This is a genomic window from Caniella muris, from assembly GCF_943193035.1.
In the GTDB taxonomy this organism is placed as follows: Bacteria; Actinomycetota; Coriobacteriia; order Coriobacteriales; family Atopobiaceae; genus Granulimonas; species Granulimonas faecalis.
Genome location: NZ_CALPCK010000003.1, coordinates 61,081 through 74,608, shown reverse-complemented (window position 1 = coordinate 74,608; position 13,528 = coordinate 61,081). Strand labels below are relative to the sequence as shown.

The following is a 13,528-nucleotide window of genomic DNA, read 5'->3' as shown; positions in this document are numbered from 1 at the left end:
GGGTCGTGGCGCCCAAACCCCCGCCTGGAGTCATCTCCCGGTGGTTTGGACACACACGTTCCCTGAGGGGCATGACTGCCGCGACCTGCGGTTACGGTCGATATTTTACTGCACGGGGTGGACGGCGGAGGGGTCCGCCGTATAGCCCGGTGGCCCGCTCCCCCATGACCGGGGAAGACGCCCCTCCCGCCACTGCACGGGGTTCGCTCACCTCCCCGCACATCGGGTCCTCAGGCACCCTCGTCTAGTCCCGCCCCTTCTGCACCACCTCGAAGGTGAGGTCCTCGGGATCCAAGTCGAGCCCCTCGAAGATGCGGCAGAGGTTCCTCACGATGCGCCACACGGACATGCCCGTGTGGGCCCAGAGGTCGGCCGCGATGCGGACGTTCGTCTGGGGCGTCTGGCCGGAGGAGAAGCAGTTGTTGCCGAGCTGGAGGGCGACCTGCCTGAGCCTGTCAGGGTCGGCCTCCGCCAGTGTCTTCAGGACGTCGACGTACATGTTCCTCCAGTAACCCTCCTTGTGGGTGTCGTCCCAAAGCGTCCAGGAGGCGAGCGTCTTGTTCGTGGCCGGGTCGTCGGCGAGCGACACGGTGCTTCGGTTGGGCGACTTCAGGCAGGGGGCGTCCTCCACCCCGGGCCAGAGCTCAAGGAAGAGCTCCTGCATCATGCGGTTGCGCTCCTTGAGCTGGTCGAGCGTCCACTCGTCCTGGGCGGCGACCCAGGAGTTCAGGTGCACGCGGCTGTCGGAGAACCCGTCCTCCATGTCGCGCTTCTCGGAGAAGGGCTTGTTGGAGTACCTGGAGTTGTAGCCCGTGAGGGTCAGGTTGGCGATGCGGTTGACCCAGGTCTCGTGGATCTCCTGGGCCTCCGGTCCGAGGGCGCGGCGCCACTCGGGCGTGAGTGTCTGGGGCATGACGTGCTCGATGGTCAAGGTGGGTTTCTCAGCCTCCATGGAGCCCACCACGTCCACCCGCTCCGGACTGTCGCCGTTCTCTATCCGGTCGAAGACGTAGCAGCGCATGTTTGCCTTGACCCCTCGGTAGAAGTCGCGGGTGGCGACGCTGTGCCGGAAGGTGGTGTCGTCGATGAAGCGCGACGACCCGGTCTTCTCCTTCAGGACGGATCGGAGGGCCTGGTCGTAGGTGAGCTCCCCGTTGTCATTCAGGGCCCGTAGGACGTCGCGGTGCAGGGTCACGAAGACCTTGTTGAGGCCGCTGGTGGCGACCCCGGCGACCCAGCGGCGGAACACGTAGGACTCCACGACGGAAAGCGACCGGGTGACCTCCTCGGGGCCCAAGGCCCCTTCCCCCATGGAGGTGAGCAGCCCCATGATGTAGGGGGACAGCACGTCGAGGTCGAGGCGGTCGAGCCTCTCGAGGACCTTGTCCATGGGATGGATGCCGGTGTTAGCTTGGGCGATCTGGCGCCAGGTCTCGGAGCGGTCCCTGAGCACCGCGAGGACCTCGGTCATGTCCTTCCCGGAGTTGGTCTCCTTGAATGCCTCGTAGACGCCGCTCTTCTTCGGGGACACGCCGTTGGCCATGGCCAGGTAGTGCCTGGCGAACGAGCTCACGTCGTAGTCGGTGTTCCGCTCGACCACGTTCCAGTACTGCTCGTAGTAGTGTTCCTGATCCTTCAGGGGGATGTCCATGAGGACGAAGTTCCTAATCTTGTCGCCCTCGGAAAGGTCCAGGCCCGTCGAGTTGAGCGACTCGAAGACCGACTGGGGGTCGTCCCCGTCGCCGAGCTGCACGGTGATGACGACGAGCCGCTCCATCGCCTCGACAAGCTCCCTCAAGGAGCAGGGGGACCTTTCAATCCTCTCGGCGATGTAGGCGTAGTTCTCGGTCACGTTCGAGCCCCCGGGGCCGGCCGCCCCGTTGGCGATGGCCGTGAGTGCCGCGGCGTCGTCCTTCACCAGCTTGAGCCTGAGCTTGAGGGGGCCCTTGACGCCGCTGTCGGAGAAGAGGTACTCGGACCTGATCACCTCGGCCCACTTCCTGCCCTCTTCCGTCCCATCTTTCAAGAACGCCTGGCAGATGGCCGCATAGAGCAGGTAGAGGGTCGTGATCCTTTGCTGCCCGTCGATGATGGCCTGGTCCTCGAAGAGGCCCCCGCCGGAGATCACGACGCTACCGAAGAAGTGGTTCCGTAGCCCCCGGGCGACGAGGTTCTCCAGGTCGTCGAAGAGCCTTCCGCACTGTTTCTCGGTCCAGTCGTAGTTTCTTTGATAGACGGGGACCACGAACTCGGCCTTGCGCATGACTTCGTACATCATCATGTCTCTGCCCTTCATGGGCCTCCCTCCGTCGAAGGCGTTCGTGACTACAGAATCGCACCAATCATCACAGGGGGAAACCCGTGCCGTGCCATGGGGGCGCGGCACGGCCGGGGCCCTTGGCCGTCGCGTCTTTTTCACCCCCCCCCGCTGTACCGAAGCCGTGATCCGGGGCTCGCCGTCGAACGTCATCAAGACAGCCTTGTCCCGGTTCGAACGCCTCAACGAGGAGACCTGGCTCTCCATGGCGAGGGACCGCTCGGCCGCCCTGTGCATCTGCTACCCGGAGGACACCGCACGTCTTGCCGGCACCGTCGTAGACCGGTACCTCCCTGCCTTCCAGGATCTGGCCGACGGTGTCCGCGGGAGGTACGGGAGTCGGCTGGAAAAGCTCCCCTAAGACTCACCTCCTGAAGGGGCCATGGTGGCCGGGGCACCTTCCACCCCTCACATCAGCAGCAGCCCATTGGGCTACTGGTTCGATACGGGCCATTTCCGGACCCATCGGTCCCACATCGGGCAGGTGCCCCACCCCTGTCTGAAGCCCATACGCCTGAGGTCGTCACGGTTCCTGGCCGCCAGGAGCGTCAGGACCTTGCCGTACCAGGAGGTGCTGGGGGCAACGTGCTCGAGCATGAAGCCGAGGACCGTCAGGACCGTGAATGTGGAGCCGTTGCCCACCTCGAAGGGGTCGTGCCATTCGGGGTATTTGCTGCCCCTCGGGATCTTCGTCTTGTTTCCGAGCCGTCGGTTCCAGAGACGGTCGTGATGGGCGCAGATGTTTCTCACGGTGTTCAGCGTCAGCAACCAGGACCTAAGAACCGGCCCGGAGACACCGACCTCTGTCGCAATGGCGTTTTTCACGGGGTCGGGGGCACCGGTGAACAGGGTGAGCATCGTGCCGAACTCCATGAGGTTGACGAGCTCCCAGTACGGCGGGAGCCCATGACAATCCCCGTACTTTTCCTTGAAGTGCTCGGCAAACGGGGCCTTGGACCTTGCGTAGGAGGAATAGCACTTTGATATAAGGCGCCCGTAGTTCTCCTGGTCAATGCCAGGAAGCGACGAGCGCTCGAGATAGCCGAAAGGACCGTTCGTCCCGCCGAGCCTGTAGGCCAGCTGCGTCCTCATGTAGATCTCGACCCGCTCGACGGCGTCGAGCGTGAGCAAGCGCAGCTGTCGGTCGAAGGTATAGAGGTCCCATACTCTGTCGAAGGTGGTTCCGGTCTCGAAGGACTCGTCACCGCCCTTTGGGTCGACTTTGAAGATGTGCCAGTATCCACTGAGGCGGTAGTACCCTACGTCCGAGAGATGGGCCACCAGGTCTTGACGGTCGAAGATGAGGCCGCGTCTCTCGAGAAGGTCGGCCTGCTCGTCGTAGGAGAGCCAAGGCTTGGTGTACTCCATCCCACCTCCGCAAAAAAACACCCGCCAAAGTTTGCATCGTCCCACGTTCGTCGGGATGAGAGGCATGGCGGGTCCACTGGCTTCAGTGTATCACTTCAACGCAACGTTTCACAACGCTTTTTAGAACCCCCTCAGCGGCCCTCCAGGGCCACCTCCAGGGCCACCATGGCGGCCCAGACGGCCTCCTCCTCGGAGGCCACGGCGGGGTTCTCAAGGACCTCCCCCAAGATCAGCTCCCGGGCCTTCGCGGGCCCCATCCCGGCGGCCCTCCGGCCGAGCCCCTCCGCCCAGGCCCTCACGGCGCCGCCCACAGACATGTCCTCGGCCATGGCCCTCACTCCCCCCTCCCGGGGGGCCTCGTGGCTCCCCTGCCGGATACCGGGGCATCTACCCCGAAGAGGGCCCCCGGAGACCCGTCCGGCGGCACCCCCGCCGGCCCCCCGCGGGACCGTGGTGGGGTAAAATGCCTGTTGTCCTTCGGAGGGTGACGGGAAGAGGCGGCCCATGGAAACCGTGGAAGGGACGGCAGACACTGTCCCCGTCTCCGACATCGTACGCCCCGACATGGAGGACGAGGCCTTTTCCCGTGGCCGCACCGGGCCCGGGAGGTGACCCCCGCCCGTGAGAAGCGTCGACGCCATGGAAGCCCTGGCCGCCGAGGACCGCCGGGGGGCCTACATCTGGCACCTGGACGGGCTGGGCGGGCTGTTCGGCGAGGAGGGCGACCGCCTGCGCGGCACCGTGGAACGGCTCGTGGCCGAAGGGGCCCTGGGGCGTGTCGCGGACGGCCTCTACTACAACAGGCTCTCACGGTCGGTCGGCCTGGACACCCTCTACGACTTCGCCCGGGCCCTGAGGCCCGACGGGCTGTCCTACGAGAGCTTCGAGAGCGCCGCGTCCCAGTGGGGCATCATCTCCCAGGTTCCTTGGCGGCTCACCTTCGCCACCCAGGGGTCCGGCGGCGAGTACCGCACCCCCCTGGGGACCGTCGAGTTCACCCACACGGGCAGGGATGACGACGAGATCCTCCGGAACACCTCCGAATGGCCGGATGGGCGGGGCCGCATCGCGAGCTACGCCCTCACTTTGGATGACCTGCTGCGCCATCACAGAAGCGTCGACCTCATCGACTGGGAGGAGGTCGACGGCGCGCTCGGTGTCGAAAGGCACTTGCGGTGAGGGACGGCCCACAGGCCCCTCACCTCTCCCTCGCGTACAGGTCCATGCCGAGCCTTCTCACCACCCGGAGCACCTTGTCGAAGGAGACCGTCGGCCTCCCGCGCTCGAGCTCGCTGATGAGGCGGGTGCTCATCCCGCAGGCCCCGGCGACCTCGCCCTGGGTGTAGCCGAGGGCGCGCCTCCGGGCCCGGATGGCGGCCCCGATGTCCTCCGGTCGCGAGATCTTGGTCTCCACGGCACCCCCTTTTTTACGTCTGCGTACATTATCCCACAGGGTGGGCGAGAATGCACGTATACGTAAAACGGACGGCCCCGCAGCACCCCCTCAGGTCCCCCCGCCGGCCAGCACGTGCCAGAGCCCCGGCGGGTCCAGCCAGAGGGTCCTCCGCGCCCTCCCGGGCCCCACCTCGACGGTGTAGCGCACCCCCCGGGCGCAGTCCGGCCGCTCGGTCCTGGCGGGGCTCCGGGACACCACCCGGACAGGCAGCCTCCGGCCGTCCTCCCAGACGATGCAGGTGGGCATCACCCGCCCGTGCCTGTCGCAGGACGACTCGACGTCGACGAAGACGCGCCTGTCTGGGACCCTTCCCACGGCACCCCCTTGAACGATCACGGTCAAGAATCGTCGCGGGATTCCTCGATCACCGCCGCCACCTTCTCCCGGAACCCCTCCAGGGCGTCGAAGGGGGCGAACTGGGCGGCCCTGGTGCCGCCGGAGACCGCCTCCCGGCACCCGTCCGCGGCCTGCCTCTCCCGGATCCTCCCCAGCACAGCCCGGCGGCGCTCCGCCTCGGCCACCGTGGGCGCCCCCGCGAGCACCCGGGCCATAAGCCCCGCCGTGAGCTCCGGGGCCCGCTCACGCACGGTGGCCCCCGATGCGCCCGGCGAGGTCCCTCGCGGTCCCCTCGGGGAGCAGGCTCGAGGCGAGGAGCACCGAGCCCCTGCCGAAGCGCTCCGCCACGGCCCTGCGGGCCTCGTCCAGGCGCTCCCTGCGGGGGTCCCCGGACGCCGGGTCGAAGAGCCTCGGCTGGCCCTCCCGGGTGAGCCCCGTGAGGGCCACGTCGACCCTCCTCACGGGGACGCCGGGGAAGACCGTGGCGGAGAACACCGCCGAGGCCGCCTCGGCGGCCCCGCGGGCGGTGAGGGGGCCCTCCAGGGGGCGGGACCCTCCCGTGGCCGGCCACGAGTCCCCGGAGTAGCCCACGGCAAGGGTCAGCCTCTCCGCGTCCCAGCCGCCGGATTCGGCGGAGAGGGCCAGGTCGTCGGCCATCTCCCGGACCACCGTGGCGGCCTCGGCCGTGGTGTAGTCCCTCAGGAGCACCTGGCCCCGGGCCATGCTCCTGCCACGGGGCTTCCAGGCGGAGGCCTCCGCCACCGTCGTCGGCTCCAGCCCCCAGGCGTGGTCCACGAGCAGGCGGGCCCTCGCGGGGCCCAGGAGGCGCTCCAGCTCCTTGGGGTCGGCGGCGGCCACCCCCGCGAGGTCGACGGTCCCTGCCGAGGCGAGCCTTCGGGCCGTCGCCGGCCCCACCTGCCAGATGTCGGTGATGGGGCGGTGGAACCATATGTCGCGGTAGAAGGCGGCCAGGTCCAGCTCGCAGATGCCCTCGGCGTCGTGCTTGGCCAGCACGTCCAGGGCGACCTTGGCCACGAACGGGTTCGGGCCCACCCCGCAGGTCGCCGGGTACCCGAGCCGCTCCGCCACCGCCCCCTGGAGGCGCTTGGCCATGGCCCTCGGCGTGAGGCCGTAGTAGGGCAGGTAGGGGCCGATCTCGACGAAGGACTCGTCCACGGAGTAGACGTGGACGTCGTCGGCCGAGACGTGCTCCAAAAGGCACGCCACCACCTCGCAGGAGGCCTCGAGGTAGCGCGCCATGCGGGGCCTGGCCACGACGACGCCGCGGCCCCGGGGCACCTCGGCCATGCGGCAGCGGTTCCTGACCCCCTCGGCCTTCAGGCGCGGGGAGACGGCCAGGCAGATGGTGTTGGCGGAGCGGTCGGGGTCCGCCACCACGAGCCGGGCCTCCATGGGGTCCAGGCCGCGGTCCCGCGCCTCCACCGTGGCGTAGAAGCTCCGAAGGTCGATGCACAGGCAGACCCTGGCCCCCTCCCCCATGGCACACCCCCCCGAAGACCCCGTTACCGAACATCCGTTCTGTATCATAGCACCCCCGGGGGACACCCCGTACCGTCCGTGCGGAAAAGGAAGGGCCCCGGCCCCGGCATGGGGTCGGGGGCCCGGCAGGCCCAAAGCGTCAGGTGAGGGTGTTGGGCAGGTGCCTCCCCAGGTGCCCGACGACGATGCGGCGCCCCTCCTCGTCGAAGCAGAGGTGCATGCGGATGTTGCTGTCGCCCGATCCCCCGGTCACGGCCACGTGGGCCGGCATGTAGGTGCGTCGCCCCTCCCAGGGGAAGGTGCGGGCCTCGCGGAGCCTTGGCATGGTGGAGACCGTGAAGGACTCGGTCGGGGTGAACCTGAACCCCGTGCGGGAGGCGAACTCCCCCGCCTCGTCGGCCGATCCTTCCACGAAGTGCAGGGGCCAGAGGCACTCCGCCACGGCGCAGAGGGCCCTCCAGGGCCTGTCCAGGTCCCTGCCCGACCACGCCCGGGCCGCGTCGTGGGCGCTTCCGAGCACGAGGAGCCGCTCCGGCCACGCCCGCTCCGCCAGGGTCAGGACGTCGTCCAGGGTCCTCGGCACCGAGGCCATCTCCGAGACCACCATGGAGGTCTCGCCCCGGGCCGCCTCCTGCTCCCGGGCCCGGGAGGCCTCGAGGGTGGCCAGGCGGGCCTTGAGCCTGCGGATCTCGTCGTCGCGCCCCGAGACCTCCCCCTCCAGGCGCCCCACGGCGGCCTCCAGGGCCTCCGAGCGGGCCCGCTCCTCGTCGGGCCCCCGGCCCTCGCCGGCCGTACCCGGTCCCGCGGCCTCGGCCTCCTTGAGTTTCTCTTTCAGGTCCGCGGCCTCCCTGCGGGCGGCCGCGGAGTCGGCCCGGGCCTCCTTGAGCAGGGCCATGAGGTGGGCCTCGGCCTTGCGGCGGTCGTCCTCGGACTCCTCCAGGCGCCGCCTCTCCTCGGCCAGGGACCCCTCCAGGGCCCTGGCGGTCCTCTCGAGGGCCGCCAGGCGCTCCCGGGCGGCGCGCTCCTCCTCCCGGCCGCCCCGAAGGCGCCCGGACAGCCGGCCCATCAGGGTGCCGGCCGGCGCGCGGCCCCCTGAGGGCCCGGCCCCGCCGAAGGGGCCCGCACCTGCAAGTATCTGTTCCATGGTCCGTACCTTCCGAGTCGTGTTCCAAGGGGGACGGGGCCTAAGGCCCCCTCCCCGTCCATAGCGCCCCGCGGCGGCGCCCCTCAGAGCCGGGTGGGCATGACGAGGCAGCGCACCTCAGGCAAGCCCGGGGAGGAGAGCACCGCCGGGGACATCTCGCCGGACATCCCCAGGGACACCGCCTCCCGGCCGTCGAAGGCCGCCAGGGCGTCGGCGAGGAAGCGATAGTTGAGGCCCACGGCCACCGGCGTGCCCTCCACGGAGCACCCCACCGAGTCCGAGGCGTCCCCCACCTCGCCGCTGGCGGCCGAGACCGCCACCTCCCCCTCCGAGGCGCGGACGTCCAGGCGCACCCTCGGGTTCTCCTTGGCCACCAGGGCCACCCGGGACAGGGCGTCGAGGAAGGGGCCCAAAGGGAGCCCCAGGGTGCAGGAGGACGTCTTGGGGAATAGGCTCTCCACCTCGGGGTAGCACCCCTCCACGAGGCGGCACACGTAGGAGCCGCCCCGCCAGGAGACCACCCACTGGCCTCCCCCGCGGCCCACGGACAGGCCCTCGGCCCCGGAGGCCATGGCCACGGCCTCGGCCAGGGCGTCGGCCGGAAGCAGGGCCGTGAAGGAGGCGCCGTCGTCTGCGAGCTGTGCCGAGGCCACCGCCAGGCGGTAGCCGTCGGTGGCCTTCAGGGTGAGGCGCCCCGAGCCCACCTCCACGGCCACCGAGCACAGGATCGGCCGGGACAGGTCCTTGGAGGCGAACCGGCGGACCCGGCCGACGAGGTCTGCCAGGACCTCCGCGGGAAGCTCCGCCGACGAATCCGGGGACACCTCGGGAAACGCCGGGAAGTCCTTCGGGGGCAGGGCCTGGAGGCTGAACCGGGAGCGCCCGGAGGAGACCTTCAAGAAGGCCCCCGAGCCCTCCAGGGAGCAGACGCCGCCGGGAAGGCTCTTGGCCACCCTCGCCAGGGTCCTGGCGGACACCACGGCGGCCCCGGGCTCCTCCACCTGGGCGGCCACGGAGAGCCTGGCGGAGCGAAGGCCGTCGGTGCCGGTCACGGAAAGGGTCCCGGAGGCGTCGGCGACGAGGAGCACGCCGGCGAGCACCGGGGTCTCGGCCACGGTGGCGGTGACCTTGGACACCGAGGCCACGGCGGCGGCCAGGGCGTCGGGTGCCACGGATACGATCATGGGTTCGTCCCTTCTCTCGGACACGGGGGGGTAGGTCAGGGGATGCGACGGCGGGGCCCTTAGGCGCCCCCGTCGTCGCTTCCGGCTACGTGCACCAAGACGAGGACGGTGACCAGGGCGGCCACGGCGGCGGTGAGCCATGCGAGGACGGCCGAGATGGAGTCGGAGGCGGCCGCGGCCGGGACGGCGGCGTAGACGGCGCAGACGACGCAGATCCCCACCGCCACGCCGCAGAGCACCATGGCCAGGGACGTGTTGCCGTAGCGCCCGACGGGGTTCGGCCGGCGTCGGCCGCGGTGGATGCTGACGAGGAGCGCCTCGAATATGACCGTCCAGGCGATCAGGTTCGTGAGGAGGAACAGGCAGAGCACCTTCAGCGCGACCATGGCGACCCCGCTTCTCGGAAGCACGAGCGCAGCGGCCATGACCGGCAACGATAGGACCGCGACGACCGCGGCGGACCATCCCGGGTTGGCGACTATGGCGCTGAGGACGCTCCTGCGCGGTTCGTTATCTTTGTTCATGGGTTCTCCAATCCGATCGTCGTGGGCCCCCGGCCGGGGGCGGGTCCTGTGGGCGGGCCTCGGAAAGGGCCCTCGCCATGGCTGCGGCAGAGGGGCCCTCCCCGGCCCTGTGGGAGACGGCTGCGGCGGTGCCGCAGGCGAGGCAGCAGGCCTTCGTGCGGCACCTTCCGGAGGAGCTGCCCAGGGCCAACGTCACGCCGCCGGCGACCGCGAGCACCTGCCCGCAGGAGGCGCAGCGGACGGTGCGCCAGGCCCTCCCCCGGCAGGCCCTGGACCGGCTCACCGCCGGCACCCCCCGACGGCACCGACCCCCGGGCGCCCGCCGGGGCCGCCGGCGGGAGGGGCGTCCGGTCTGCCCGGACGCGCCCCGCCCGACACCTTGCGGGGATCATCGCGGGCGGTGCCGAACACGGCCTCGAAGAGCCCCTCCGCGGAAAGGCGCGGAGGCCTCGCCGGGCCCTTGCCCGGGGCCATCAGAAGGGCACCACGTCGTCGTAGACCCCCTGGGGCGCCCCGGGGGCCGCCGCCGGGGGCTCCGGGGGCACAGCGGCCGCGGGAGGGGTCTGGGCCGGGGGCACCTGGAAGGCGGGTCCCGCGGGGGCCTGCGGGGGCACCGGGGCCGGAGGGGTCTGGAAGGTCGGGGCCTGAGGGGCCTGCGGGGCGGGGGTGCCGGGGGCACCGCCGCCGGGGGCCTCGCGGCGGGGGCCCATGAACTCGATGTCGTCCACGACGACCTCCACCTTGGAGCGGTTCTTCTGGGTGTCGCGGTCGACCCACTGGCTCCAGCGGAGTCGGCCCTCGACGGCGACCTTGGTGCCCTTGGTGAGGAAGCGGGCCACGGACTGGGCGCGGTTGCCGAACATGACGCAGTCGATGTAGTTGGGGCGGTCCTCCCACTGGTCGGTCTGGGGGTTGTGCCAGCGGTCGTTGACCGCCACGCCCAGGCGCAGGACGCTGGAGCCCGACTGGGTGGCGGCGAGCTCGCCGTCACGGGTGAGGTTGCCGGTGATGATGACTCGGTTGACGCTCATCTAGTCTTCCTTTCTCTCGTCCCAGAGCCTCGCGGCCTCGCCGAAGGCGCTGGGGTGGTAGTAGGTCTCGCCGTCTCGGAGCGGGGGTTCGATCTCCACGGAGAACGTGGGGCCCTCCGCGCCGCAGCGCAGGCACCGGACCCGGACCAGGACCTCGCAGGCGCCGGGGAGACGGACGAAGAAGGGGTCGTCGCCGGCGCGGTCCCAGACCGCCGTCGTGTCGTGGGACCCGCAGAACGGGCAGGGCTTGCTCACTCCCATTCGACGCACCTCCTGTCCGTCATCGCCATGTCCATGAGCAGGTAGCAGTGGGCCGCGCCGCACCAGGTGTCGACCAGTCGGTCCGTGAGCAGGTTGCCCTCGTCGTCCTTGGCTCTCTTGCCGAGCCTGTCCTCGACATCCAAGAGCTTGGCGTACGCCCGCCACAGCGCTGCCTTCGCGTTCTCGCAGGCCATGGACGCCGCCAGCAGGGCGGCGCGGTCCTCGGCGGTGAGGTCACTCATCGGCGCCCCCTTTCCTCAGCGCAGCCACCCGATCGGCCACCGTGACGATGCACCCGGCAGCGGCGACGGATTCAAGGGCCGCCTCTCTGAATGGTTCGAAGTCGTAGAGCGCGTCGTAGGCGTCCATGCAGGATTCCAATGCGCGCGCGAGGGCGTCCCCGGCGCGCAGGAGCGCCGCCTGCCCGTCAGCGGTCCCGCCCATGGGCGCCTCCCATTTGACCGACCCCTTGCCGAGTACCTCCATGTCGAGGAGCTCGCGGATGTCGAACACGCCGCACTGGGCGTCGAACAGCCGCTGTGACAGTCCTATGCCGTCGTCGTCGAAGGCCACCCTGAGATGCAGGTCCTCGGCATCCCAGAGGTGGTGGCGGGCGCGTATCAGGGCTTGCTCGGCGTTGTCACAAGCCACGGACGCCGCGAGCAGGGCGGAACGCGCCTCGCCGCAAAGGTCACTCATCGGCGCCCCCTTCCCCGTGCTCCCGGACGAAAGCCTCCACCCCGGCCAGCGCAGCATCGGCAGGGTCCTCCGGCACGTCGTACTCCATGTCCGGGTCGAAACCGAGGGAGGCCAGGTACTCGTCAAGGTTTGGCGTCGTAGCCATCGTCTCCCCCTCTCACCAGCTCCACCCTCACACGCAGGCGGTCTCCGTCCCGGACGGTGCCCTCGGGCACGACGATCGCGGGCGCCTGTGGGCAGTCCCATAGGTCGTAGAAGTCGGGTGCCCAAGGGTCGTCGACGGTGGCGATGCGGTCGGACCCGTCCAGGGACACCGCATCCATCCCTGAGACGCCGATGTGCACGATGCCGTCGACGGGCAGCTCCTCGTCCACCAGGACGGTCGTCCGCTCACCCATGGCCCGTCACCGCCCCACACCCGTCGTCGTGACCCCTCATCGCCCACACCTCGTGGTGCAGGTCCTTCAGGGCGTCCTCGGCCCTCAGCGCCGTTCCGTGCAACGGCGCGCCCTCATACAGGTGGTCCTCACGCAGGGCTGCAAGGGCCATCCACAGGTGCTTGCGGGCGTGGTGGATTTCCATGTCGGCGATAAGGCGCAGGGCGTCGGGGTCCGTATGCTCCATGCTGCTGTAGTAGTCCGTGACCTTATCCACGCGGCATCACCACCCTCGCCCCGCAATGGGGGCAGAAGGAGAAGCGTGGCATGTACGGGGGTTCGGTCTCGAACCAGCCATCGTCTCCGTACGCCATCACCCCGCCGCAGTTGGAGCAGACGAAGTAGGCGCAGCCCTCGTCGGGCTCGATGGTGTCGACCTCGGTGCCGTCCTCGTCCCAACGAGTGGCACACATTTCGGGGATGAAAGTGCAGGTGAGCCCGGTGTCGCTCACGTGGATTCGCTCACTCATCGTCGGTCACCCCCGAGAGGGCCTTGGCGCGGGCCAGGATGTCGAGGTCCTTGGCGCGGGAGCAGCTTACCGTGCCGTACCGCTGCATTGGGTCCTTCCCGTTAACCTCGGCCGGGCAGTCCTCGCAGTCGACGTCCTGGCACGACCAGTAGTCGTACACGTCCTTCCGTGTGTCCTCCTCCAGGCGCTCCCAGCTGTCGGGCCCGGGCTCTGGCTCTGGCTTTGGATTGGTGCGGGTGAGGTCATCCATGGACACCCACACGTCACCCGACTCCATCTCGACGGCGGTGGCGAACCCGGCCGTGAACTTGACATCGGAAACCTCGTGCCTGCACCCCATGTCGTCCCACAGCACGTCGCCGGGAACGACCGGTTCGCCATCAACCTCGGGCCACACGACGCCCGGCAGGAGCCTGCGCTTGGACGCGCACAGGTCCAGTGCCTCGGCGATACGCGAACGGGCCTTGTTGCTCACGCCCACGCGCTCCCCGTCGATGACGATGTGCCAGTCCAGGAGGTCTCCCGCAAGGTGGCGTATCTCGATGCCGCCGTCGAAGTTCTTGCAGAGGCACAGCGCGTCCGCCGGGGCGTCGCCCACGCGCTTAACGCGCTCACCGGGTTCAAGGTGAAGGTGGTCGCAGTCGCCGATGACCGTCGTGGCCGCGACATACACCTCGACGCCCTCGACCTCCATAGGCACGATGGCCCCCTCAACCTTGTCGCCGATGCGGACGGGAGCGCCGTCCTCGTAGAGCGGCCAGTAGCCGCGGATGATGTCTCGGTCCATGTCTCCTCCCTCAC

20 protein-coding genes are annotated in these 13,528 nt (G+C 69.7%); 1 reads left to right on the top strand and 19 read right to left on the bottom strand.

The window, feature by feature from the left end:
- Positions 1-244: 244 nt before the first annotated feature.
- The 3 genes from NFR49_RS09595 to NFR49_RS09585 all read right to left on the bottom strand — a co-directional run bounded on the left by NFR49_RS09595 (position 245) and on the right by NFR49_RS09585 (position 4,014).
- The gene (locus tag NFR49_RS09595; protein ID WP_251159383.1) at positions 245-2,296 is read right to left on the bottom strand and encodes a DUF262 domain-containing protein; all 2,052 of its coding nucleotides are present in this window, start codon (positions 2,294-2,296) and stop codon (positions 245-247) included.
- Positions 2,297-2,749: 453 nt separating this feature from the next.
- Positions 2,750-3,685 (bottom strand): Abi family protein, encoded by a 936-nt coding sequence (locus NFR49_RS09590; protein ID WP_251159382.1) that lies wholly within the window; start codon positions 3,683-3,685, stop codon positions 2,750-2,752.
- A 131-nt stretch (positions 3,686-3,816) separates the two neighbouring features.
- Complete coding sequence (locus NFR49_RS09585) at positions 3,817-4,014, bottom strand: hypothetical protein (RefSeq protein WP_251159381.1); 198 nt, start codon at positions 4,012-4,014, stop codon at positions 3,817-3,819.
- Positions 4,015-4,306: 292 nt separating this feature from the next.
- Here NFR49_RS09585 and NFR49_RS09580 point away from each other — a divergent pair, with 292 nt between their 5' ends.
- The gene (locus NFR49_RS09580; protein ID WP_251159380.1) at positions 4,307-4,864 is read left to right on the top strand and encodes a hypothetical protein; all 558 of its coding nucleotides are present in this window, start codon (positions 4,307-4,309) and stop codon (positions 4,862-4,864) included.
- Between the two features lie 19 nt (positions 4,865-4,883).
- Here the strand turns inward: NFR49_RS09580 and NFR49_RS09575 are convergent, their stop codons facing one another.
- The 16 genes from NFR49_RS09575 to NFR49_RS09500 all read right to left on the bottom strand — a co-directional run bounded on the left by NFR49_RS09575 (position 4,884) and on the right by NFR49_RS09500 (position 13,514).
- A complete protein-coding gene (locus NFR49_RS09575; protein WP_251159379.1) occupies positions 4,884-5,099 on the bottom strand; it encodes a helix-turn-helix domain-containing protein in 216 nt (71 codons plus the stop codon).
- A 90-nt stretch (positions 5,100-5,189) separates the two neighbouring features.
- A complete protein-coding gene (locus NFR49_RS09570) occupies positions 5,190-5,456 on the bottom strand; it encodes a hypothetical protein (protein WP_251159378.1) in 267 nt (88 codons plus the stop codon).
- A 23-nt stretch (positions 5,457-5,479) separates the two neighbouring features.
- On the bottom strand, positions 5,480-5,728 hold the full coding sequence (locus tag NFR49_RS09565) for a hypothetical protein (RefSeq protein WP_251159377.1): 249 nt from the start codon (positions 5,726-5,728) through the stop codon (positions 5,480-5,482).
- On the bottom strand, positions 5,721-6,977 hold the full coding sequence (locus NFR49_RS09560; RefSeq protein ID WP_251159376.1) for a Y-family DNA polymerase: 1,257 nt from the start codon (positions 6,975-6,977) through the stop codon (positions 5,721-5,723). The genes NFR49_RS09565 and NFR49_RS09560 overlap by 8 nt, the downstream gene beginning before the upstream one ends.
- 139 nt (positions 6,978-7,116) lie before the next feature.
- Positions 7,117-8,121, bottom strand: coding sequence for a hypothetical protein (locus tag NFR49_RS09555; protein WP_251159375.1), 1,005 nt, complete (start codon positions 8,119-8,121; stop codon positions 7,117-7,119).
- 83 nt (positions 8,122-8,204) lie between these two features.
- Positions 8,205-9,305 (bottom strand): DNA polymerase III subunit beta, encoded by a 1,101-nt coding sequence (gene dnaN / locus NFR49_RS09550; protein WP_251159374.1) that lies wholly within the window; start codon positions 9,303-9,305, stop codon positions 8,205-8,207.
- Between the two features lie 59 nt (positions 9,306-9,364).
- Entirely contained in the window at positions 9,365-9,691 is a 327-nt protein-coding gene (locus NFR49_RS09545) for a hypothetical protein (RefSeq protein WP_251159373.1), read from the bottom strand.
- 611 nt (positions 9,692-10,302) lie between these two features.
- Entirely contained in the window at positions 10,303-10,860 is a 558-nt protein-coding gene (locus NFR49_RS09540) for a single-stranded DNA-binding protein (RefSeq protein WP_251159372.1), read from the bottom strand.
- A complete protein-coding gene (locus NFR49_RS09535) occupies positions 10,861-11,121 on the bottom strand; it encodes a Lar family restriction alleviation protein (protein ID WP_251159371.1) in 261 nt (86 codons plus the stop codon). It lies immediately after the preceding gene.
- Positions 11,112-11,363 (bottom strand): hypothetical protein, encoded by a 252-nt coding sequence (locus tag NFR49_RS09530; RefSeq protein WP_251159370.1) that lies wholly within the window; start codon positions 11,361-11,363, stop codon positions 11,112-11,114. Before NFR49_RS09530 ends, NFR49_RS09535 begins: the two co-directional genes overlap by 10 nt.
- Positions 11,356-11,820 (bottom strand): hypothetical protein, encoded by a 465-nt coding sequence (locus NFR49_RS09525; protein ID WP_251159369.1) that lies wholly within the window; start codon positions 11,818-11,820, stop codon positions 11,356-11,358. Before NFR49_RS09525 ends, NFR49_RS09530 begins: the two co-directional genes overlap by 8 nt.
- Complete coding sequence (locus tag NFR49_RS09520; RefSeq protein ID WP_251159368.1) at positions 11,813-11,965, bottom strand: hypothetical protein; 153 nt, start codon at positions 11,963-11,965, stop codon at positions 11,813-11,815. The genes NFR49_RS09525 and NFR49_RS09520 overlap by 8 nt, the downstream gene beginning before the upstream one ends.
- Positions 11,943-12,218, bottom strand: coding sequence for a hypothetical protein (locus NFR49_RS09515; protein ID WP_251159367.1), 276 nt, complete (start codon positions 12,216-12,218; stop codon positions 11,943-11,945). Before NFR49_RS09515 ends, NFR49_RS09520 begins: the two co-directional genes overlap by 23 nt.
- On the bottom strand, positions 12,211-12,474 hold the full coding sequence (locus tag NFR49_RS09510) for a hypothetical protein (RefSeq protein ID WP_251159366.1): 264 nt from the start codon (positions 12,472-12,474) through the stop codon (positions 12,211-12,213). The genes NFR49_RS09515 and NFR49_RS09510 overlap by 8 nt, the downstream gene beginning before the upstream one ends.
- Positions 12,467-12,727, bottom strand: coding sequence for a hypothetical protein (locus tag NFR49_RS09505; RefSeq protein ID WP_251159365.1), 261 nt, complete (start codon positions 12,725-12,727; stop codon positions 12,467-12,469). The genes NFR49_RS09510 and NFR49_RS09505 overlap by 8 nt, the downstream gene beginning before the upstream one ends.
- A complete protein-coding gene (locus NFR49_RS09500; RefSeq protein ID WP_251159364.1) occupies positions 12,720-13,514 on the bottom strand; it encodes a hypothetical protein in 795 nt (264 codons plus the stop codon). The genes NFR49_RS09505 and NFR49_RS09500 overlap by 8 nt, the downstream gene beginning before the upstream one ends.
- Positions 13,515-13,528: the final 14 nt, after the last annotated feature.